Source organism: Allohahella marinimesophila (genome assembly GCF_039538005.1).
Taxonomy (GTDB): Bacteria; Pseudomonadota; Gammaproteobacteria; order Pseudomonadales; family Oleiphilaceae; genus Allohahella; species Allohahella marinimesophila.
The window spans coordinates 34,286-56,205 of record NZ_BAABBO010000023.1 but is presented as its reverse complement, the minus strand read 5'-3'; the positions used below and the strand labels follow the sequence as shown (position 1 = coordinate 56,205).

Below are 21,920 nucleotides of genomic sequence, written 5' to 3'. Positions count from 1 at the left end.
TCAAATGGCAGCAGAATTCAAACAAACGTTTGTTTGAATTTCGAATTCCGCTATCATGACCCCGAATTTTCTAGAGGAGATTGCTTGTGGAACGTGAGTCAATGGAGTTCGACGTACTCATTGTCGGTGCTGGTCCAGCCGGACTTTCCACGGCCTGCAGATTACTGCAGCAGGCCAAGAAAGCTGGAAAAGAGCTGACGGTCTGTGTCGTCGAGAAAGGCTCTGAAGTCGGCGCACACATCATGGCAGGTACCGTCTTCGAACCGACAGCCCTGAACGAACTGTTTCCTGACTGGAAAGAGCTTGGCGCACCGCTGAATACGCCAGTCGACCACGACGAAATTTTCTACCTGCGCAGTCAGGAGTCAGCCTTCCAGTTTCCTAACATGATCGTGCCGAAAAGCATGCATAATGAAGGCAACTACATCATCAGCCTCGGTAATCTGTGTCGTTGGCTGGCAGAGCGTGCCGAGGAGTTGGGAGCTGAAGTGTATCCCGGCTTCCCGGCTGCCGATATTCTCTACAACGACGACGGTAGCGTCAAAGGTGTCCTTACTGGCGACATGGGTATCGGACGTGATGGTGAGCCGACGGATAGTTTTACCCCCGGTATGGAACTGCACGCGAAATACACGATATTCTCTGAAGGGTCACGCGGCCATCTTGGCAAGCGCCTGATGCAAAAGTTCAATCTCAACGAAGGTAAGGATCCGCAGCATTACGGCATTGGTATAAAGGAGTTATGGGACGTTCCGGCTGAGCAGCACAAACCGGGTCTTGTGATTCATACCACTGGCTGGCCACTTACCGAAAGCGGCTCGACTGGCGGTTCATTTCTCTATCACCTCGAAAATGGTCAGGTGTACGTCGGACTGATCACGGATCTGAGCTATTTCAACCCGCATGTTTCACCGTTTGACGAGTTCCAGCGTCTCAAGCTGCATCCCGAAATCAGAAAACATATCGAAGGTGGCAAGCGTGTCTCCTATGGTGCCAGAGCACTCACCAAAGGCGGCTTCAATGCCCTGCCCAAGATGACCTTCCCGGGCGGCCTCCTTATTGGTTGCGATGCGGGAACGCTCAACTCTTCCAAGATCAAGGGCGCTCACTGCGCGATGAAGTCGGGCATCATTGCCGCTGACACGCTCGTCGATGCGCTGACCAAGGAAGATGTCGGCGGCAAGGATCTCGTGGCCTACACTGAGAACTTCAAGAACTCCTGGCTCTACAAGGAGCTCTACGACGAGCGCAACTTTGGCCCGGCGATGCACAAATTCGGCAATTTCATGGGTGGCGCCCTGGCCTTCTTCGAGCAGAATATCCTGCATCGCAGCCTGCCGCTGACCATTCGCGATATGACGCCGGACCACGAAACCCTGCGCCCGGCAGAAAGCTCCAAGCGCATGGAATATCCGAAGCCGGATAACAAGCTGACCTTCGACAAGCTGACATCGGTATTCATCTCGAATACCAACCATGAAGAAGAGCAGCCTGTGCACCTGAAGCTGAAAGATCCTTCAGTGCCGATTGAGTACAACCTGCCGAAGTACAACGAACCGGCGCAGCGATACTGCCCTGCTGGCGTGTATGAAGTGGTCGCACAGGACGACGGTAGCAAGCGCTTCCAGATCAATGCGCAGAACTGCGTGCACTGCAAGACCTGCGATATCAAGGATCCGACCCAGAATATCACCTGGGTAACGCCTGAAGGCGGTGGTGGTCCGAACTATCCCAACATGTAAGGGCGGTTTCAAGCCCATATGAAAAGGCCCCGTGTACAGCGATGTAACGGGGCCTTTTTCATATCTGTGATTCGCCAACCAGACGCTCTGCGCTCAGTCCTCTACCGGTCCGAGCACGTGCGGTCGCCCGCCGCTCTGAATCACAGCGCATGCTCGCCCATCAATGTCTTCGACCGTCGACAGCTCTATGAGCTGGTAGAACACTGCCCGACTCAGACGGGCTCTGAGGCCTCGATGCATACCCAGGTAGGGCACGCCATCGCGAAGCTCGAAGGTATTGGCAGCATCAAGCACCACAGCTGGCGCATAGTCCGGCTGAAGCGCGAGATACTCGGTACCTTTGTCGGTCAGTTTGTGAAAAGTCAGCACCTGAAAAGGCGCATCCGCAACTTCGATACGAGCCTTTTCAACCGGGGTGGTCAAATAATGCTGTCCGTCTTCACAGGACATGATTCGGGCAAATACCTGGCGGGTAGGCTCTCGGGTCAGTGGCGAGCCCTGGTACTGCCAAATGTTCTCCGCAGTGATTGCGAGCGGCAGGTCATAGACACGCTCGGGATGCCAGCGCTCCACCGGGTAGGGGTCGAGTTCAGCGGGGGCGTCATCACCTGCCTGTTGCGCCTGCTCGGCCAGAAGCCTTTTGATGTCAATATCAGGATTCTCGCTCATTCATCCGCCTTCAGGAAGTGAGCCGGCGCTTCTGCGCAACCCGCAGCCAAATGCTGGTAGGTCTCCGCATCAGGGAAGCGATAACGCCGAATTTCAGCAGTGGCAAAAGCACGCCCATCCCGCTTTGCGCCTGCAAGACAGTGCCCATCGAGCAAGGCAACAACAGGCATATGACACACCACCAGAAAATGCTGGTCAGGGAACTTGGCAAACACTGCCGAAAGGCTGTCGATAGCGTCCTGCAGCGAATCTTCCGGCGTAATGCCCTCGATGGTCAACGCATCCCTGCTCACGCAGTCAGCCTGCTGCATCACCAATTCAGCCGTTTCACGGGCTCTCAGGTAGCTACTCGGGATAACCCGGTAGCTCGGCGCAGGACCAGGCTCATCGCGAAAGAAGGCGTCCAGCGCCTTGCCCTGACGTTCCGCCTGCCGGGCACCTCGCGAAGTGAGTTCACGCTCCTCATCGGTAATACCGTAGGCCTCGGCCTGGCCATGACGCATCAATAAAAATTCTCGAACTGCCAAACTGGACTCCTGTCAGATCATTCTCAGATTGATCTCAGCTGCTCGAGGGCGCCTCAGGGCCGCTTCTCGGCAGAATAAATTCGACGTCGCTGTTCTGTCCTCTCGACATCAGGCTTCGAAGCACCTTGTCGACAGACACCTGCTGGTAGAGGATGGCGTAGAGTCCGAACGCCAAGGGCATGTCGATGCCCAACTCCCGGGCCCGCTCGGCGACAAGACGTGTCGTATTGACGCCTTCGGCTACCTGGCCCAAGGACGAGACGATCGACTCTACCGACTCATGCTGGCCAAGCGAATACCCCACCCTGTAGTTACGGCTCAGTGGCGAAGAACAGGTCACAACGAGATCACCTACGCCGGCGAGTCCGAGGAAAGTCATCGGATTGGCCCCCATACGTTCGGCAAAGCGACTCATTTCGGCAAGGCTACGGGTGATAAGCATGGCCTTGCTATTTTCGCCAAGATTCATGGCAGCCGCCATTCCTGCGATGATCGCATAGATGTTTTTCAGCGCACCGGCGAGCTCGACACCGAAAACATCGCTGTTCTCATAGACGCGGAAAGAATCGCAACCAAGCGTCAGCTGAGTCACTGCGCGAAGCTCGGCACTTTCGCTGGCTATAACGGTTGCAGTCGGCACCTGGGCCGCCACTTCACGGGCCAGGTTTGGACCACTGAGCACACCGGTCACACAGCCGGGGACGGCGCTGGCGAGAATAGCGCTCATGAACTGGAACCCCGGCTGGGCAATACCCTTGGTGAGCGAAACCCAGAACTGACCACTGTGCGAGAATTCAGCGGCATCTTCACACACTGAACGAAAATGCTCGCTGGGTATCGCCACCATGACCAGCTCAGCATTTCTCACTGCCTCTTCAAGCGAGGTCGTGGCCTTCAGGTTCAGCGGGAGTGCAGTATCGGGGAGGTATTTGAGGTTGGTGTGGGCGGTATTGATTTCGTCTACGACGTCACCATCTCGAATCCACTGTACGGTATCGAGCACTTGTGGATTGTTGGCCGCTATGCTGGCCATCGCTGTGCCAAAGCTTCCACCACCAAGGATACATACCTTCGACACCTGGGGAATCGATGCGGTATCAGGAGCCATGGCGCCCGAGCGTTGCCCATCGGTTGTCGTTCTCAGCCTGGTCACACTCCAACGCGGCGACGAGGTCACGGAACGTTTCCTTGTTTGCGTCGTTGATTTCCATCAGGGTCAGGTGGGCTGCGAGCACTTTTTCACGAACTTCGTCTTCACTGGCCTGCAGAATCGGAATCTCGAGCAGGTCACTGGCGTGAACGGCAGCCTTGCTGACGATCACAAACAGATCGTCGAGGCCCATCGTCATGATCAGCCGTGTAACATCAGCGTTGACGGAGATAATGGTTGGCAGGATGCGGTCCTGCTCTCGGGCAAACAGTCCGATCTTGGCAATGAGGCCGAGCGTCGTACTGTCGACCACAGTCGTCTCAGTGAGGTCCACGATGACGGTAACAAAGTGGTCATCAGCCTGCATGCGCTCAATCACTCTATCGAGCGTCGAACAGAGGTTCAGCCGAATCTCACCAACGAACTTGATGACGTAGACGCCACGCCGCTCTGCCTGAAGAATCTTGAAACCGGGGTTTGGAACCATCTTTAAACCAGACTTTCGGTGATGGAGACGATGGCGATGTCGTCAGGGATCTCTGACAGGGCATCGAGCTGAAAAACCGACTCCAGTTCACCGATAGTGTGGCCCGATGCCCGCACTCTTTCAAGCATCAACGCTTCCTTGGCATCGAGCGAGGATGCATCCAGCACTTCAAACAGGCCGTCCGAGACGATAATAATGGAAAAGCCCGGCGGTAGAGGCTTCTCGAAAATCTTGTAATTGGCCTGTGCCATCAACCCTACAGGCGCACCACGCCCCTCGAGGAACTGACAGTCCTTACCCTCACAGAACACCGGCATTGGATAATGTGCGCCGACCGAATAGGTCAGCATACGCTTTTCAGTGTCGATAATGCCGGCAAACATGGTGAGATGCTTGCCGAGGTCAGTTTCGAGCAATTCGCTGTTCACTCGAGCGAGCAAGCGGTCCGGGTGCAGAATATCGTCACTCGACTGGCGACGAATATTGCGCTGCAGTCGGTTACTGAGATTTTTGAGGAGCACCGTTACAAAGGCCGATGAGGCGCCATGACCGGACACATCGGCGAAGTAGAAACCGACGCGATGCTGGTCGATGTGGTAATAGTCGAAAAAATCACCGCTGAGATACAACGAGGGCTTGATACAGTGATCAATGCTGATGTTGCCGAAGCGCAGGCCTTTCTCCGGCAGCATCTTCATCTGCACCTGTCGCCCGGCCCGCTGATCAGCCCGAAGCTCATCGAGATTGTATTTGAACTCGGACACTGTTCGCTCGAGATCCTGGCGGTAACGCTTCGACTGTTTGAATAGACGAACACGTTCAAGCTGCCTTCGCAAAGCCTCGTCGAGCGCCGAGATATCCAGAGCAACCTTTGACACGACATCAGCCGCACCAGCGCGAAGTGTTTCCAGAATGTGATCGGTAGAGATGGGATTGGTAAGAACGAGAACCGGCGGACGCGGTTCGAAAGGCTCGAGAAAGTCGGTCAACCATGCCACGCCTTCAGGCATGAGATCGCCAATGATGACATCAGGCCGTTGATTCGCTGGCATTTCCGCACACGACTCGGGTGTGGCTGCAGCAGTGACTTCGAATCCCTGGGCGGCAAAGTGTTCGACCAGCCAGGCTGAGGATGTCGAATCCGCATCGATGACCAGTAAATGCTCTTTGCTGTGTATCACGATTTGTCCGAGGTCACGATGAATGCAATAGCTTTCCTACCCACAGATTTATCTTCCATCCAGACCCTCCTGCAACAACGAGTGCAGTGTAGGTTAGTCCCGGCAGCCGGCATTGTCCTTGTTATACAAATCCATTACCAGAGGCTAGGTAAAAAAGTTAGAGTGATCATACTAAAAGACCTCACTCCAACCGATAAGCACTACTGACTATGATGCATACCCGTTCTTCTCCCCGTTTCGAACTTCTCGGTCTGCGAGATCGCCTGATCATGGACCCCGTTCACGGCGGAATAGCCCTGAGCGAAATCGAGGTGGCGATTATCGACCACCCGCTATTCCAGCGGCTCCGCTACATCTGTCAGAACGACATTCTGTCACTGGTGTTTCCAGGCGCCACGCATTCGCGTTTTCTGCACAGCATTGGCACGATGCATGTTGGCCACAGGATCTTCAAGCAACTCGTGGAGAATGCACTGGCTGCCCGAGTGAAGGAACATGGCCAGGCCTATGAGCTGAGTGAACACCAACTCGCAGCCCTGCACTTTTTCACCCAGATCGTGAGACTGGCCTGCCTGCTTCATGATTGCGGCCACAGCAGCTTCTCGCATCAGTTTTCCCGTGCTCACTCAATCCAGAAGCTGTTTACTGATGGGATGGCGGTAAAGACACTGTGGCAGGGCATCGACACCACCCGACTCTTTGGTGAGCCGCCGGCGAAGATCGTGCATGAACACTTTTCGGTGCGCTGCGCTATGGCGATATTCGACGATGCACTGCCCGCCTCGGCGGACTTCAGCATGGATGACGTGCTATGTCTGATGGAGACGACCTCCATCCAGCCGAGCCAGACTTTCCGCACAGCCACCGCCGAACTCTGGCCGGTGCTGACTGGCGAAGCAGTTGGCGATGCCGACAGCCTGGATCGAGCAGCCAACTACCTCATCGGCACATTACGCCTGGTGGTGTCTGGCGAATTCGATGCCGACCGGGCGGACTACATGCTCCGCGACGGCTTCCATTCATCGGTCACGATTGGTGGCTTCAACATCGATCATCTGCTGAAGAACCTTCATATCGGCTGGGATGCAGAGGCTGAGTGGATGGGCTTCGCTGTCACCGGCAACGGTCTTGGTGCACTCGAGGATTTTGTCTATAGCCGTTATCAGATGTATCGGAAGGTTTATGGTCACAAGACTTCGCAGGGATTCGATCTCGTCTTGCAACATGCCATCAATGAGGTCATGGCAGATGAAGAGGTGTGTAGCTTTGTGTACGAGTGTCTGACCAATATTCAGGATTTCCGCCATCTGACGGACAACTATTTCTGGGAGCAGTTCAGGCGCTTCGCACGTGCCAACCCCGAATCATGGTCCGAGCGCATCATCAACAGGCGTCGGCTGAAGCATCTCCGCAGCGTGCATGATGCCGATGCTGAATCGTTGAAAGCAACGACGGCGACACTGGAGGCCGAACTGGCTGAAGACGGCAGATCGGGTCATCGCGGCGTGCTTCACTGTACGCTCAAGGCGCGCTTCTCCAAGATCGGCAAGGGCTATCGTGAGATCCGGGTACTGAACAAAAGAACCGGTGAGTATTCCGACATCACCCATCAAAGTGACTTTTTCAGCAAATTCAGGGATGTATCCATTACCCACTTCTATCGCAAGCCGTGAGTTCGCCGCTGGTCTCGTGCACGTGCCCGCTGCTGGTGGTACTGTAGCGATGACCGGCGTATGCAGGGCCGCTTTCGCCGACTTCTGGTACTGATTCTATGGCAGGTATGAAAACGAGAGAACGCATTGCGATGGCCAGCCTGTCGCTGTTCAATCATTTTGGCGAGCCGAACGTCACAACGCTGCAGATCGCCGACGAACTCAACATCAGTCCTGGCAACCTTTACTATCACTTCAAGAACAAGACTGAAATTCTCAACGACCTGTTCGGACGTTTCGAGCGGCAGATGCTCAGCCTGATCAGTGCGCCTGATGCCGAGGTGTCGATCGACGATTACTGGATCGTGCTACACCTTGTGTTCGAATGTATCGCTGAGTATCAATTTCTCTACAAGGACCTGGTCAATATTCTGCAGCGCTACGAACGAATTGCGCCACGATTTCGCAAGATACTGAACAGGAAGCTTGCTGTTACCCAAAGCGTACTACAACGCCTCAAAGAGCGGCATATCATTGACGCGACTGATGCCGAGCTAGCCGCCCTGGCGCATAATGTGGTGCTCACGCTGACCTGGTGGCCAAGCTATGACGTGGTGACAGCAAAGCTGCCACAGGAGATGGACCTGAACCGAGGCATTGCCCAGACAATCAGTCAGGTGGCCCCTTATCTACGTGCTTCTGAACGAGCGGAAGTGTTGGCGCTGAGTCGGGAGTACCTGGATTCAGACCCCGGAGCTATGCAAAACCGCGATGTTCACGCTCAGGAGTAAGCGATCTGATGCGGTCAGCTCCGGCCTGGAGGCGTGCGATGGCCCGAGCGGGTACCATTCCGGGTCTTAGCCTGTTTTGGTGCCGTTTTGGCGTCATCATCGTCAGATGGTTCGTCGCTGTGATGATCGCTATCAGCCAGAGACAGCGCGATGACGGCAGCTCTCAACTTGGAGACTTCAACGCGGAGTCTGTCGATTTCCTTTTGTGTAGGAATGCCGAGACGGACAAGCGTTTTAGACACCCGTTGGTCAAACACGGATTCGAGCCTGTCCCAGGTGGTGTTAGCGCGATCTTTCACTTCCTCAACCCGGCCTTCGACCACTCGAATCTGCTTTTCAACAGCGCCACGCGTCTTGCGCTCGAGTTCTTCGCCTTCCTGAACGAGCTTGTCGAACACCTTGCCAGCATCTTCTTCGGCTTTATTGAAGGCACCCAGACCTGCTAACCAGATCTGCTGTGCAGAATCCTTTATTCGGCCTGAAAGCTGTTTGAGCGGGTCCTGTTCAGACATGGTAATCTCCTGCTACCTGAGCGGCTGGCGTTGGTGTTGCTGACCGTACCGAATAACTGTCAGTATAGTCCATTCTTATTTCAGTCGGATGACCCGGTGCAGTCGAACAAGCGGTTCCTGAATTTCAGTATCGAACATCTGAGGTCGAGCAGGCAAGGCCTCTGGTTTGCACTAGACCTTGTCATGCTGCTCCTGCTGACCCTCAACCTGTTTCTCATCATCGTCGATTCGATCTATCGGCTTGGCGCCACCGACGAATTGGTCGGGGCCTATCTACCAGCTCTGTCGCCCAGCCTGGAATATCTGAATCGGCACTTCTTCTTCATCGACCTCTGCTTTGTAGCGATTTTTCTGAGTGAATTCTGCCTCCGTTGGGCGGTATCGGTGAAGAACAGCGATTACGCCCGCTGGTTCTATTATCCGGTCATCCACTGGTACGATGTAGTCGGCTGCATTCCGCTGAGTGGTGCCCGCCTCCTGCGCTTCCTTCGAGTGTTTTCGATCATCCATCGCTTGCAGAAATACCGCATCATCGATGTGCGCCAAACTGCCATCTACCGCTTTCTCATGTTCTACTACGAAGCCTTGCTGGAGGAATTGAGTGACCGCGTGGTCATCAAGGTGATCAATGGCATTCAGGAAGATATCCGCAGTGATGCGACGCTGACCCGGCGAGCGGTCGAGGAACTGGTCAAGCCCAGGCTCGATAGACTACTGGTTTCGGCAAAAGCGGTCACGGGAAGCATAGCAGGCGCCATGAAGTCTGATGTCGATCATCCTTTTTCGGAAAAGCTCAGAACCAGCGTGATCGCCGCCATGCAGAATAACGCCGAACTGAAGCGGCTCAGCACCATCCCCATGATAGGCGAACAACTCAGCGATACCCTGGAGGAAGCCGTAGCTGAAGTGGTGATCGATAGTATCGCCTGCCTCATCGACGAGTTTCCGGAGCTGCTCAAGGAGGATAGCCTGCGAGCCAGCCTCCGAACGGGCGATGCCAGCTGGGATGCCCTGGACACCATACTACTGAGCCTCATACATGATGTTCTCGATTTCGCGAAACAACAGGTCGCGACGCAGAAGTGGAAACAGCAACTGTAAGGTATTTTTTAGAACCCCATCATACACTTGCAGGAGGCTGCGTTATATCATGCCACTCCACGCTCATGGATCGTTCACTATCCAATTCGCTATCAGACAGATAGGCAAGCAATGAAAACCCGTACCTGGCTCAAAAAACGGCTTGTTTCGAAGGCGCTCGACAAGCAGCTCGATGCCATAGAAAAACCCGTTGGCTCCATGGGCTATGATCCCTGGGGCTTCAATCGAGACACCAACAAGATCGCGGCTGCCATTTTCAGTCCTCTGTTCAGACATTATTTTCGCGTCGACACTACCGGTATTGAGCGGGTTCCAGCGACAGGGCCGGTTTTGCTGGTGGCCAATCACAGCGGACAGCTTCCCATCGATGGCGTTCTCATTGGCTACAGTATTGCCACCAGACCAGTGAACCCTCGCCTGCCGCGGGCCATGGTCGAACGTTTCTTCGGAACAGTGCCTTTCCTGGGCAATCTTCTCAATCAGATGGGCGGCGTTCTCGGTGATCCGGTCAATTGCGCGTCTATGCTTGACCAGGGAGAAGCGGTTATCGTATTCCCCGAAGGCGTGCGAGGCTCAGGCAAGCCCTGGGGCAAGCGCTACCAATTGCAGCACTTTGGCGAAGGCTTCGTTCACCTCGCGATGAAGTACAAGGCGCCTATCATTCCGATCGGCGTAGTTGGCTGTGAGGAAACCATCCCGTCACTGACCAGCCTCGGACCACTGGCTCGGGTTCTCGGTCTGCCGTACGTTCCTGTCTGCTTTCCGGCTGTACTGCCGGCCAAGGTGCGAATCCACTTCGGCGAACCGCTCTATTTTGCTGACGACGACGCCGATGAAAATGAAGTGGTCGCCAGGACCCAGACCGTTAAAAATGCTATTGAAGCCCTGCTACGCGAAGGACTCATAGCCCGTAAATCAATTTTCTTCTGAGCGGAGAGCTCGAATTCATGCCAGATTCAGCGCGAGGTCGCGACAAAACAGGACAGCAGGCGCCGCGCAGAAAGCCGGTGGTGCTGATCACCGGTGCTGCAGGCGCATTGGCACAGCGGGTGATTGAAAATCTGTTGCCCCGCTACGAAATCGTGGCCGTCGATTTCCGCGAACAGGTGTATCACTGCAGCGGCGTCCAGAGTTACTGCATCGATATCAACAAGCGTCGTTTCGAGGATCTGTTCAGGAAGCACGATATCGCTGGCGTGATCCACATGGGCCGGGTCATGAGTAGTGAAGAGCCACGAAACCGGCGTTACAACTCCAATGTGCTGGGCACGGCGAAGCTGTTCAAATTGTGTGAGAAGTACAAGGTCAACAGGGTCATCATTCTTTCGACCTTTCATGTGTACGGCGCGAATGCCTATAACCCTGCAATGCTCGACGAATCTGCGCCCCTGAAGGCGGCAGAACTGACCATGGACCTGATCGACTCTGTGGAGCTGGAAAATCTCGCGCACATCTACCTGTGGCGTTGCCCCACCCTGAACGTCACGATTCTTCGACCCTGTAATATCGTCGGCCCTGGCATCCGCAATACCATTGCGAACCTGCTCTCGTCTCGGGTCTGTCCGGTGTTGACCGGCTTCTCACCTATGATGCAATTCATTCACGTCGATGATATGGCAGAGGCGATTACCCTGGCCTACCGCAAGAACAGGAAAGGCATCTATAATGTGGCTACGCCGGACTGGGTAGGCTTTCAGGATGCCGTAAATGCTTGCGGCTGTCTGCGCATGCCGATCCCGTCCATACCGCCGTTCCTGGCTCGCCAATTATTGGCGCTATTGCCCGGCAATCCGCTACCACCGTATCTGGCAAACTACTTCAAGTACCCGGTAGTGCTTGACCATCGGCACTTTCAACAGACCTTCGGATTTGAGCCGAAGTACTCGCTGAAGGAAATATTCAGATATTATCGATCAGTGAAGCATTGATTCAGTCCCCACGGCCACGCGCCGTGAGCCAGCCGTGCGTGACGCCATCATGACCATAGATTTCGCCTCCGTCACCTTGGCCATGGCCGCCATGGCCTATCTTTTTATTTTCGGGCTGCTGGTCTCGCGTCCTCTCTCTACGAGAGCCGACAAGGCGCTGCTTCTGGCCCTGCTGTTCAATAGTGTCTGGCTGATGGTGCTGACCTCCCAGGCAGTGAGTGGCGAGCCTGCTTACGAATACCGCTACGGTCTTGAAATTATCCGCAATGGCGCCTGGATCGCGCTACTGTCAGTTATCCTGGGCGTAAGCGTTCGAAATATCCGCAAAGGTGGTGCCAACGTTCTGAGCTGGTTCCTGCTCGGGCTGCTGTTACTGTTAGGCACCCTGGGAGCCGATGCCATCGCGAGGCTGGCGGAAGCACCGGAACTCATTCCAACCGCCCTGGTACCGGTCGGTCAGGTTCTTGTCGCGATTGGCGGACTTGTACTTGTTGAGCAGCTCTGGCGTAACAGTGACCAGAATGCGATGAACCATACCAAATACCTCTGCATTGGCGCTGGCGCCATCTTCGCCTATGACTTTTTCCTTTACGCCGACGCCATTCTGTTCAGCCGCATTTCACCGGCACTCTGGAAGGCTCGTGGCGCAGTCAACCTGCTGAGCAGTCCACTGTTTGGGGTGGCTCTGGTCGCCAGAGGACGTAACAAGTTCGACGTGCGTATTTCGCGCAAGATGGTGTTTCATACCTCTGTCATCGTCTTCACCGCCCTCTATCTCATGCTGATGGCGATTGGCGGTTATTATATCAATGCCCTCGGCGGCACCTGGTCCAAGGCCGTCCTGATCACACTGCTGTTCTTCTTCACCCTGCTGCTGATCATCGCCGGCAGTTCTCATCGCATCCGCGCGCGCCTGCTGGTCTTCGTGACACGGCATTTTTTCAACTACAAATATGACTACCGTGAAGAGTGGTTGAAGGTAACACGTGACCTCACGACCTTCGACTCGGACCCGGACCTCAGTCAGTCAGTCGTCAGAATCATCTGCTCACTGGTGCATAGCAGCGCTGGCGCGCTCTGGCTCAGGGATGAGCACAACCACTACGCGCAGCAGGCGGCCTGGAACTGTCAGCGTCTCCGCCACCACCAGATCGATGTGACCTCGGAACTCATCGATTACATGACCCAGAACGAATGGATCGTGAACCTGAATGAATACCGTGATGACCCCACACTGTACAACCTGATGGAACTCCCCAGCCCGTTGGAGCAGTATCCCAAGGGCTGGCTCGTGGTCCCACTCTATGTTAGAGAACAACTGTTTGGCTTCGTACTGGTACTCAAGGCCGATATGCATGTCGACCTCAACTGGGAGAATTACGACCTGTTGAAGACAGTCGCTCGCCAGGCGGGCAGTTATCTGGCCATGCTCGAAGCCCAGGATGATCTGTCGGAAGCCAAGCAGTTCGATGCTGTGAACCGGACATCTGCCTTTCTCATCCACGATCTGAAGACCATCATCGCGCAGCTCTCTCTGCTGGTGAAGAATGCCGCCAAACATCGTCATAACCCACAGTTCATAGATGACATGATTCAGACGTCCGAACATGCGTTGGGGAAGATGAACAATCTGCTACAACAGATTCGTAATCCTGTCAGCAGGGATACCGTAGTGCGTATCGATGTTGCCGCTCTGATCACCCAGGCCATTGAACAGGTCTCCAGGCGGCAGCCGCACCCCAAACTCGATGGCCCCGAAACCAGCCTGTATATACAGGCGGATCGGGAGAAGCTGCTGGCGGTCTTCGTTCATCTGTTGCACAACGCACAGGATGCGACAGCCAAGAATGGCGAAATCATCGTATCTCTCAAACAAAGCCCCGGCTGGATCGTTATTTTCATTCAGGATACTGGCACAGGGATGAGCGACGAGTTCATCAAGACGCAGCTGTTCAAGCCCTTCGAAAGCACTAAAGGCCTTACCGGCATGGGCATCGGCGTATATCAGAGCAAGGAATATGTTCGCAAACTGGGGGGCGCAATCGACGTCACCAGCGAGATTGGAGTCGGCAGTTGTTTCACGCTCAAACTACCGGCAGTCGACCCAATCTGAGCATGGCCTCCAACTCTGACTATGCTGTAAGCTGCTGAACATCAGGAAAAGAGAATCCAATGCAGAAAAAATTGCTGATCATTGAAGACGATCCAGGACTGCAGAGCCAGATGCGCTGGTGCTTTGCGGAAGATGTCGAGGTCATTCTCGCCCAGGATCACGAAACTGCGATCGCTGCTCTACGCCGGCACGAGCCACAGGTCATTACGCTCGATCTCGGGCTGCCGCCAGATCCCGGTGGCTCCACGGTAGGCTTTCAGCTTCTGCATGACCTTCTGCAACTGGCCCCCTCTACCCGCATCATTGTGGTGACAGGACGCGAGGAGCGTGAAAACGCTGTTACGGCCATTGCCAATGGTGCCAGTGATTTCTATCAGAAGCCGCTGGATGGCGACATTCTGGCTTTTGTTGTCGAGCGAGCATTCCGCCTGTATTCGCTCGAACGCGAACACGAGGAGAAACAGCAGCGCCATAGCGCGTCCAGTCTCAAGGGCATTGTGGCCTCCAGTCCGCAAATGCTGGAAATCTGTCGAACTGTGGAAAAAATTGCGCCGGCAGACGTCACTACCCTCATCCTTGGCGAGACGGGTACGGGCAAGGAGGTCCTTGCCAAGGCCATCCATCAGCTCAGCAGTCGCGCGGGCAACACCTTTCAGGCCATCAACTGCGCAGCTATCCCGGAAAACCTGCTGGAAAGTGAGTTGTTCGGCTACGAAAAAGGCGCTTTTACCGGCGCCAGCGCGCAGAAAAAGGGCAAGGTCGAACAGGCCGATGGCGGCACGCTCTTCCTCGACGAGATTGGCGACATGCCAATGCCACTGCAGGCTAAATTACTGCGATTTTTGCAAGAACGCGTCATTGAGCGCGTCGGTGGCATGAAGGAAATTCCTGTCGACGTCAGAGTGGTCTGCGCCACCCACCAGAATATCCAGACGCTGATCAGTGAGGGCAGATTCCGGGAGGATCTGTTCTATCGTGTGAGCGAAATTACCCTGCGTACGCCGCCATTGCGGGAACGTAGTGGTGATGCGGTCGTCATTGCCAAATACCTGCTTGAGCAATATTGCAAGTCGATGGACAAGCCCAACATGACGCTCTCGAGCGGAGCGGTTCTCGCGATTCAGAACCATAAATGGCCCGGTAACGTCAGGGAACTCATCAACAAGATCAAGCGCGCAGTCATCATGGCCGATGGTAAGAAGATTCAGGCCTCGGATCTGGAGCTGAGCGAACATGAAGCTGGCTCGACCGATGCACTGAATCTCCGCCAGGTTCGGGAAACTGCGGAAAAGAACGCGATTGTCCACGCACTGGAGCTCTCGGGACACAACATGGCGCAGGCCTCGCGCTTACTGGGCGTGACCCGTCCAACACTTTACAATATGACGGATAAGTACAACATCCACACCCAATCCAACTGAGATCTGCCATCTCGCAGGGCGTATATTTATGAAGCACAAGTACGACGAAAGGAATTTTACGGCCAGGGTATATGGCCATACAGCCGGTCGCAGAGCGCTGAAAGTCTGTCTCGCATCATTCTTGATTCTGGTGTTTGCAGGATGTGAGAGTAATGAAGAAAAAGCGCTGAAACGCGCACAGATTCAGTTCTCGAGCCATATCGACCAGGCCAGTTTCTTCATGAACCAGGGGCAGCTCAAGGCTGCGATGCTCGAAGCGCAGAATGCACGAAAATTGCTGCCCGCCGAACCTGAACCATATCTGCTCATGGCCGATGCCCTGCTCACGACCGGCGATGCGCGTCAGGCGCTTCAGGTTTATCAGGAAATACTTGGCAGCGATGAGGCCAAAGCTCAGCCCGGTGTGGTGAAGATAGAGGCCACTCAGGCAGACATGAACACTGCCCGGCTAGGCATGGCCAGCACCCAGATGTTACTGGGGGATATCAATGCAGCCACGCAGGCGCTCGACGAACTGCAAGAGCCTAGTGCCGAGCAACAAGCCGCTGCGCTCGTGTTACGCGGTAATCTTGCGCTAGCCCGACGTGAACTCACGGACGCCGAGGCCTTCTATCGCCAGGCCATGGAACAGGACGCGGCCAGCATCGACGCCTATATTGGCCTTTCGAAGGTCTCGTTCATCAAGGAGGATATGGGCGCCGCCAATGAGGCTATAACGAAGGCCGAAACCATCCAGGCTGAATCTTCGGAGCTCTGGCTGTGGAAAGCCCAACTCGCTGCTGCGCAGAACAGATTTGCCGAGGCCGAAACAGCCTATATCAAGGCACTGGAAAAAATCGGCCAGTACGATGTCATGACGATGCAGAAGTTCCAGACCATCTCTCAACTCGTCGAGGCGTTACGCGCGCAAAGTAAATTCGCCGAAGCCTTTACCTATCAGGAAATTCTGGACAAGTCAGGCCCGGGCAATATTCGCTCAAATTACGAACAGGCGCTCGAGGCCATTCAGGCCAATGACCTGGATAAGGCCGAAGGTTTGCTCCTGAGCATTCTGGAGTCTGCACCCGGGCATAAGCAGGCTGGCATCATGCTTGGCATCGTGAAGTTCCAGCAGGGTGAGTGGGCCATGGCCGACATGTACCTCAGTCAGTATGGTGGTGACAACGTCAACGACGTCGTATCACGTGTCATGGCCGAAACCAAGCTTCATATGAAAGAGCCTGAAGCGGCAAAAGCGCTGATGAGCGGCCTGCCCCAGGAGACCAGTGACAATCTTTCAATTTTCGGTATGGCAGAAATAGCCACCGGCAACCTCACTGCCGGTATCGAAGCGTTGAAGAAGGCGCTGGCGCTGGACGAGGGCAATGTCGGGATCCTCGAGCAACTGACCAAGGCCTTGCTCAGGGAAGGTAAACCGGATGAAGCGCTTGAAGCCCTTGAACAGGCTATTGTTCGAGCGCCCAATCAGGAAAAGATTCGCTCGATGATCGTGGCCGTGCATGCGAGCCAGAAAGACTGGTCCAAGGCGGAGAAAGCAATAGCAGCCTGGAAGCGACGCAGCCCTGATAGTGCACTCGCTTTCAATGCCGAAGGTGCGCTCCTCATGCAACAGGACAAGAAACAGGACGCCATCAGAGCTTTTGAAAAAGCGAAAAAATCCAATGAAAAACTGGCAACGCCCTACTTCAATTTGATACGCCTCTATCTGTCTCAGGAAGAGGATGCCCTGGCATTGGCAGAAGCCAGGGCTGGCGTGCAGAACATGCCGGCCAACATGATGATGATTCGAAGCTACCTCGATCTGTCGTCACGGCAGGAAAAGCTGGAAGATGGTATCGAATTCCTGCGGACTGTGGCTGAGCAGAATTCTGCTGCTGCACCCAGTCTTGTGCTGGCGGAGTATTATGGCCGGACCAACCAGTTCAAGGACGCCCGTGGCTTCCTGAACCGGGCACGCGAATCCGGCGCCGACCCTTCTGCCGTTGAAGGACTTGAGTTGCTGCTGGCGGAAACCGAAATTCCCTTGCTTATTCAGGCCAAGCGACTGGATCAGGCAAGGAAACTGGCCGACTCGGTCGGCTCAAGCTTTCCGTCTTCGCCTGAAGCACAGCTTCTCAGGGCCAAGGTTGAATTGAGCGCCGGTGATGAGAAAGCAGGCTTCGATCAGTTGAGCAGAATCAATCGAAAGTATCCCCAACAGCCGATCGCCTTCGAGTTTCTTGGCGACTACTACTTCAGCAAGGAAAATTTTGAGAAAGCTGTTGGCGTCTATCAGAAGGCCTGGCTGCGTGCGCCCAGCCAGACCCTGGCCATCAAGATGCATCGGGCACTGCGTGAGGCAAACTCGACCGTCAAGTCGCTTGAACCCCTGAAGCAATGGCTTGAAATCAATCCAGACAGCCCGCAAGCCTCTACTCTGCTGGCTATGGGCTATCAGGCAGCCGGCATGAATGATGAAGCCATCGAACTGTATGAGAAGATCCGTCAATCCCGTCCGGCTGATGCCGTCGCTCTAAATAACCTGGCCTGGCTCTACTACGAGCGCAAGGATGAACGTGCGCTGGAGGCGGCGGCTGAAGCTTATCGCCTGCGACCTGACAACAGCGCAATTGCGGATACCTACGCGCTCGTCCTGCTTCAGCAAACTGATGAGACAGCCAAAGCCATAGAGATCCTGGAAAAGGCTGTAGAAGCCGAGCCGGAGAATGAAGAGCTGAAGAAGCATCTCGAAGATGCCAGGGCGGCTTCTGCCAAAAGCTCGTAAGGGGATAGTGCAGCGGCTGCAGTCATAACCATCTGCAGCCGCTTGCAATTGAGCACTAGCCTTTCTGAGGGGCTAGTGCCGGGGAGATGGTACGCGCTGACGAAACTGCATCAGGCAGGGCGCGTCACCATTCCTTCGCTGAGATCATGCTCACTGCTTCGCTTCCACCGCCTCAGTCGGCCGGGCGTGCAAGCCTAACAGGTTGGTTCGCAGGGGGAAGCTGGAGTCGTGAATCAGGGTAACGCCGTGCTCATGACGGACCTTCTCGTGCAGCAGGCCTGTGATTGAGTGAAGTGGACTGCCTACCGACGAATAGACTACCCATAAGTTCTTGTCCGAATCCGCACTGGGCCACTGCACTTCTTCGATAAGCACACGGCGGTAGAAGTTATCGACTGTCAGTATCGTAGGTTGCTGTTTGAGTTTGCAGTCAGCAAGCCCCTCAATCCTTGCCTGGTAATAGACAAAGGTCGTGTACACACTAGGATTGGGGAATAATACCGAGTCGCCCTGAGCGCAGTGCTGGGCCAACTTGGTGTAGAGATCACGGAACTCGAACTGCGGCCGACCTGCCTGGTTATGCAGACCCAATAGTCCCATTGCGAAAAGAAGCACATAGAGCCCCTGCCCCAGACGGCGCGGTAGCATGCTCAACAAAGTCACCACGAGCGGCGCAAACGCAGCCAGTGTGAAGATGAGGTAACGGTCTACAAAAAGCGGCTTCACCTTTGCCGCAATCGCGAGAATGACTACCGGAAGTCCTGCACAGAAACATAGCATCATACGATACCGTGCCAGCTGCAGCGCCGGATGGTGAGGGCGTGAGTTCGGGCCGCTGTAACCCCAGAGCAGAAAAACTGCGTAAGCGGCACAAGCTCCCAGCAGAAACAGAATCACCAGGGCAGCCGTTCTGGCGTACCAATCGTAGGTATAGCGGCCAGTGATCTGATCGACATAGAATTCAAATACGACCGAGAGCCCCGTGGGTTCGATCCAGTTCACATTCGGAGCATTGTTGGCCTGAAGTCCGAAAAAGGCCAGGATGGGAAGAGCCACCAGCACCATCAGGATATAAGCTAGCAAACCGCCCTTGAATCGCGCCGTTCGGTTTTCCTTCTGAATCAGGTTGAGCAACAGATATAGACCGAGCGCGCCGTACAGCAAGAGCAGAAATATGTGCGAATACAGAGATAAGCCCGCCAACAGTCCAAAGCCGACGAAGTAGTGCATTGAACCGCTGCGGACCGCGTTCCAGAACATGGGAATAGCGAAGGCGGCAAACATGAAGACCATGCTGTAAGAGCGCGCTTCCCATGCATACTTTATAAACATCGGATTCACGATGATCAGTGCAGCCACCGCAAAAGCATGGTTCGGCCCCACCTGTTTTCGGACAAAACGGTAAATCCAGAACACGCCGATCAGTGCAAACACGGCGGAAGGTAGGCGGAGCATGAACTCCGAATTCAAGCCGAGGTAGAGGTAAAGCTTCAAGACCAGATAATACAGCGACATATTGCCTTCGCTGAGCCAGAGCGTTGACCAGAAAGTCGGCCATGGCTGCGAAGCAAAGAACAAACTACTCGTCTCGTCCACCCAGAGACTATCTACCGGAAAGAAGGCAAAGGAGACGAGTGCAAACAGCGCAAGCAGACCAATCGTGCTGTAGACAGCACTGGAAAGAATGCGACTTTCGACCACATTCATGGTTTCAGCTCAGGCGTCCGATCACTTGCAGCCTGTCGGAAAAAATCGTCCTTGGGCAATGCAGACTGCTTGCGGGCATAACGGGTATTGATCCAGGTTCTGACGGGCTGTTCGTACCAGTAATACGACGCCATGCCAACAGCCACCGTGATGAGTGCGATGCTGACAGAGACCAGAGCGATGATCGGATCAGAGAAGTCACTCGAGGTCATTTGCTCCGCCGTCTTGATGATCGACTCCTTGTAAATATAGAACGGCTGCTGCCAGATATATATCGAGAATGACCAGAGCCCCAGATAGCGCAACCAGGCAAAGGTCAGCAGGCGACGTGCGAAAGGCGCGATTTCCTGCAGATGATTGATGGTAAACGCCAACAGGAAAGGCGCTACAGCGAGTCTGAAGATCTTCGGAATATCCATGCTGTAACAGGCAAACGCCAGCATGAGCGTAACGACAGGCACCCAGGGATTTACCCTGATGCCGTAATGTGCTTTAAGCAGATTGTAAGCAGCCGAAAGAAAGACGAAACAGACCGCCGTCTCGGTACGGATGAAGTAGATTTCCCTCGGGTAGTCAGTGCCGAAATAAAAGCCCATTACCGCCAGCAGGGAGAGTCCTGCCAGGGCCAATAGTGCAAGCGCAGGCTTGAGCAGCCCGGCGAAGATCAGTGTCACCAGACTCATCAGAACATAGGCATGTTCTTCGACGTTGAGCGACCAGAGGTGCTCGGCTGGAATAGCCGAATTCCACATGTGTGGTTCTCCAGGGAAATAGGTTCGCAGGAAAAATACGTTGGCGACCACTTCGCCCATAGAGAACGGCAGCCCCACCATGGCCGCTGCGCCAAACAGCACCAGGAGAAATAGCCAATACAGCGGTATGATACGGCTGAACCTGCGTACGTAAAAGGTCGACAGCGAGGTTCGCTTTTCAAACAGGATCTTGCTCATCAGCATGCCAGACAGCACGAAGAACACATCTACACCCATCCGCCCCTCCTTGAGGAACGGAATATTGGCGAAATGATCGATCAGAACCAGCAGGATCGCCATCCCTCTCCAGCCGTCCCAAATGCTGATTCGGTCGTCGAGATTGGTGTAGTGTGCTACCTGTGCTGTCAAAACACTGTACTCCCTATTGCTGCTGATGTTCCTTCTCAGGCTTTGCGATTCTTCCTGTAATCCCGGTAGGCCGCAATCAACATGCTGACATCGTCATCCTTCGGCACCCAGCCCAGCTCTCGTTCACCTTTGGAGACGTCGAGCACACAGGTTTCATCCGCTATTTCATATTGCTCTGGGTCCATGATCGGCTTGCCCATGCGATCCAGCGCTGCCAGTGTCATCTTCACGAGACCAGCAGGCGTCGGCACCAGAAAGGATTTACTGCCGGCTTCTTTTATAAGCCGTTTGAGGAGCTCATTCACAGTTGGTGGATTGAGCGAGCCGAGATTGTAGGCCTCATTTGGGAAGCCGGCCTTGACGCCGCATATGACGGCTTCCGCACAGTCACTGACCGAAATGAACTGATAATAGTTGCGACCATTTCCAATCGTGGGTACCGGCAAATTGGCATCAACCAATTTGAACAGCTTCTCCAGTATACCCAGACGACCGGGCCCAATAATGAGGCGTGGCCGGAAAATAGTGATATTGAAGCCTTTTTCGCGATAGCGTTCGCACAGCAGCTCAGTCTGATATTTGGCTTCGCCATATGGGCCGAGGGGCTCTCGCGGATGATCTTCGAACCGCGGATGAAAGCGCGTATGACCATAGACCATGTCGGTCGTGTAATAGATCAGGTTTCGCAGCCCGCTTCGCTCCATCCACTCGAGCACATTTTCCGTGCCGACGTAGAGTGAAGTCCAGAAATACTCCTTGCGCTCTGCTCTGGGCACGATTGGCACCAGCAGTTTTGCGGCAAAGTGATAGATCACATCACCTGGCTCGGCCTGCACCTTTTCAAACTGCTTGCTGTCGGTGACATCGAACCGGGTGTAAGTGACCAGCTCTTTATTTTCGTAGATACCGGAAGCAAGTGTCTGCTTCAAATCAAAGATTTCGACCTTTTCGCCTTTGGCTGTCAGCTTCTTGGTCAACTCGGTACCGAGAAATCCATCCCCACCGAAAATGATATGTTTCATAGGCTGTCCCTGTAGTCATTCAACAAGTTTTG

Annotated in this window: 18 protein-coding genes; 9 read left to right on the top strand and 9 right to left on the bottom strand. The window is 54.6% G+C overall.

Features of this window, described 5'->3' with window-relative positions; genetic code table 11:
• The first annotated feature begins 86 nt into the window (after positions 1-86).
• Positions 87-1,742, top strand: a complete 1,656-nt coding sequence (locus ABD735_RS19550; RefSeq protein ID WP_344809678.1) for an electron transfer flavoprotein-ubiquinone oxidoreductase — start codon at positions 87-89, stop codon at positions 1,740-1,742.
• A 93-nt stretch (positions 1,743-1,835) separates the two neighbouring features.
• Here the strand turns inward: ABD735_RS19550 and ABD735_RS19545 are convergent, their stop codons facing one another.
• The 5 genes from ABD735_RS19545 to ABD735_RS19525 are packed head-to-tail and all read right to left on the bottom strand — an operon-like array spanning position 1,836 to position 5,756.
• Positions 1,836-2,411 (bottom strand): DUF1285 domain-containing protein, encoded by a 576-nt coding sequence (locus ABD735_RS19545; RefSeq protein WP_344809676.1) that lies wholly within the window; start codon positions 2,409-2,411, stop codon positions 1,836-1,838.
• On the bottom strand, positions 2,408-2,938 hold the full coding sequence (locus ABD735_RS19540; RefSeq protein WP_344809674.1) for a SixA phosphatase family protein: 531 nt from the start codon (positions 2,936-2,938) through the stop codon (positions 2,408-2,410). Before ABD735_RS19540 ends, ABD735_RS19545 begins: the two co-directional genes overlap by 4 nt.
• Positions 2,939-2,972: 34 nt before the next feature.
• A complete protein-coding gene (locus ABD735_RS19535; protein ID WP_344809672.1) occupies positions 2,973-4,115 on the bottom strand; it encodes an NAD(P)H-dependent glycerol-3-phosphate dehydrogenase in 1,143 nt (380 codons plus the stop codon).
• Positions 4,036-4,575, bottom strand: coding sequence for an STAS domain-containing protein (locus tag ABD735_RS19530; protein ID WP_344809670.1), 540 nt, complete (start codon positions 4,573-4,575; stop codon positions 4,036-4,038). The genes ABD735_RS19535 and ABD735_RS19530 overlap by 80 nt, the downstream gene beginning before the upstream one ends.
• 2 nt (positions 4,576-4,577) lie before the next feature.
• Positions 4,578-5,756 carry a PP2C family protein-serine/threonine phosphatase gene (locus ABD735_RS19525; protein WP_344809668.1) on the bottom strand — a complete coding sequence of 393 codons (1,179 nt, stop codon included), beginning with the start codon at positions 5,754-5,756 and terminating at the stop codon, positions 4,578-4,580.
• 209 nt (positions 5,757-5,965) lie between these two features.
• Between ABD735_RS19525 and ABD735_RS19520 the strand changes: the two genes are divergently transcribed.
• Together ABD735_RS19520 and ABD735_RS19515 are read left to right on the top strand one after the other, a co-directional pair.
• Complete coding sequence (locus ABD735_RS19520; protein WP_344809666.1) at positions 5,966-7,429, top strand: HD domain-containing protein; 1,464 nt, start codon at positions 5,966-5,968, stop codon at positions 7,427-7,429.
• Between the two features lie 98 nt (positions 7,430-7,527).
• Positions 7,528-8,199 (top strand): TetR/AcrR family transcriptional regulator, encoded by a 672-nt coding sequence (locus tag ABD735_RS19515; RefSeq protein ID WP_344809664.1) that lies wholly within the window; start codon positions 7,528-7,530, stop codon positions 8,197-8,199.
• A gap of 14 nt (positions 8,200-8,213) precedes the next feature.
• Here ABD735_RS19515 and ABD735_RS19510 read toward each other — a convergent pair whose 3' ends face one another.
• Positions 8,214-8,711: a phasin family protein gene (locus tag ABD735_RS19510; RefSeq protein WP_344809662.1), complete on the bottom strand. Its 498-nt coding sequence runs from the start codon at positions 8,709-8,711 to the stop codon at positions 8,214-8,216.
• A 96-nt stretch (positions 8,712-8,807) separates the two neighbouring features.
• Here ABD735_RS19510 and ABD735_RS19505 point away from each other — a divergent pair, with 96 nt between their 5' ends.
• From ABD735_RS19505 to ABD735_RS19480, 6 genes are all read left to right on the top strand, one after another.
• The gene (locus tag ABD735_RS19505; protein WP_344809660.1) at positions 8,808-9,812 is read left to right on the top strand and encodes a hypothetical protein; all 1,005 of its coding nucleotides are present in this window, start codon (positions 8,808-8,810) and stop codon (positions 9,810-9,812) included.
• 111 nt (positions 9,813-9,923) lie between these two features.
• The gene (locus ABD735_RS19500) at positions 9,924-10,742 is read left to right on the top strand and encodes a lysophospholipid acyltransferase family protein (protein WP_344809658.1); all 819 of its coding nucleotides are present in this window, start codon (positions 9,924-9,926) and stop codon (positions 10,740-10,742) included.
• A gap of 17 nt (positions 10,743-10,759) precedes the next feature.
• A complete protein-coding gene (locus ABD735_RS19495; protein ID WP_344809656.1) occupies positions 10,760-11,740 on the top strand; it encodes an SDR family oxidoreductase in 981 nt (326 codons plus the stop codon).
• A gap of 34 nt (positions 11,741-11,774) precedes the next feature.
• Positions 11,775-13,853: an XrtA/PEP-CTERM system histidine kinase PrsK gene (gene prsK / locus ABD735_RS19490; protein ID WP_344809654.1), complete on the top strand. Its 2,079-nt coding sequence runs from the start codon at positions 11,775-11,777 to the stop codon at positions 13,851-13,853.
• A 59-nt stretch (positions 13,854-13,912) separates the two neighbouring features.
• The gene (gene prsR, locus ABD735_RS19485; RefSeq protein ID WP_344809652.1) at positions 13,913-15,274 is read left to right on the top strand and encodes a PEP-CTERM-box response regulator transcription factor; all 1,362 of its coding nucleotides are present in this window, start codon (positions 13,913-13,915) and stop codon (positions 15,272-15,274) included.
• A 28-nt stretch (positions 15,275-15,302) separates the two neighbouring features.
• Positions 15,303-18,038, top strand: coding sequence for a tetratricopeptide repeat protein (locus tag ABD735_RS19480; RefSeq protein WP_344809650.1), 2,736 nt, complete (start codon positions 15,303-15,305; stop codon positions 18,036-18,038).
• Between the two features lie 150 nt (positions 18,039-18,188).
• Here the strand turns inward: ABD735_RS19480 and ABD735_RS19475 are convergent, their stop codons facing one another.
• The 3 genes from ABD735_RS19475 to ABD735_RS19465 are packed head-to-tail and all read right to left on the bottom strand — an operon-like array spanning position 18,189 to position 21,888.
• Entirely contained in the window at positions 18,189-19,745 is a 1,557-nt protein-coding gene (locus ABD735_RS19475) for a glycosyltransferase family 39 protein (RefSeq protein ID WP_344809648.1), read from the bottom strand.
• On the bottom strand, positions 19,742-20,866 hold the full coding sequence (locus ABD735_RS19470) for an acyltransferase family protein (protein WP_344809646.1): 1,125 nt from the start codon (positions 20,864-20,866) through the stop codon (positions 19,742-19,744). The genes ABD735_RS19475 and ABD735_RS19470 overlap by 4 nt, the downstream gene beginning before the upstream one ends.
• Before the next feature lie 35 nt (positions 20,867-20,901).
• Positions 20,902-21,888 (bottom strand): NAD-dependent epimerase/dehydratase family protein, encoded by a 987-nt coding sequence (locus ABD735_RS19465; protein ID WP_344809644.1) that lies wholly within the window; start codon positions 21,886-21,888, stop codon positions 20,902-20,904.
• Positions 21,889-21,920 lie beyond the last annotated feature (32 nt).

Coding starts and splice junctions, on each gene's coding strand:
- ABD735_RS19545 (WP_344809676.1), bottom strand. CDS start 2,411: ATGAGCGAGAATCCTGATATTGACATCAAAAGGCTTCTGGCCGAGCAG.
- ABD735_RS19530 (WP_344809670.1), bottom strand. CDS start 4,575: ATGGTTCCAAACCCCGGTTTCAAGATTCTTCAGGCAGAGCGGCGTGGC.
- ABD735_RS19520 (WP_344809666.1), top strand. CDS start 5,966: ATGATGCATACCCGTTCTTCTCCCCGTTTCGAACTTCTCGGTCTGCGA.
- ABD735_RS19515 (WP_344809664.1), top strand. CDS start 7,528: ATGGCAGGTATGAAAACGAGAGAACGCATTGCGATGGCCAGCCTGTCG.
- ABD735_RS19510 (WP_344809662.1), bottom strand. CDS start 8,711: ATGTCTGAACAGGACCCGCTCAAACAGCTTTCAGGCCGAATAAAGGAT.
- ABD735_RS19500 (WP_344809658.1), top strand. CDS start 9,924: ATGAAAACCCGTACCTGGCTCAAAAAACGGCTTGTTTCGAAGGCGCTC.
- ABD735_RS19495 (WP_344809656.1), top strand. CDS start 10,760: ATGCCAGATTCAGCGCGAGGTCGCGACAAAACAGGACAGCAGGCGCCG.
- prsR (WP_344809652.1), top strand. CDS start 13,913: ATGCAGAAAAAATTGCTGATCATTGAAGACGATCCAGGACTGCAGAGC.
- ABD735_RS19480 (WP_344809650.1), top strand. CDS start 15,303: ATGAAGCACAAGTACGACGAAAGGAATTTTACGGCCAGGGTATATGGC.
- ABD735_RS19475 (WP_344809648.1), bottom strand. CDS start 19,745: ATGAATGTGGTCGAAAGTCGCATTCTTTCCAGTGCTGTCTACAGCACG.
- ABD735_RS19465 (WP_344809644.1), bottom strand. CDS start 21,888: ATGAAACATATCATTTTCGGTGGGGATGGATTTCTCGGTACCGAGTTG.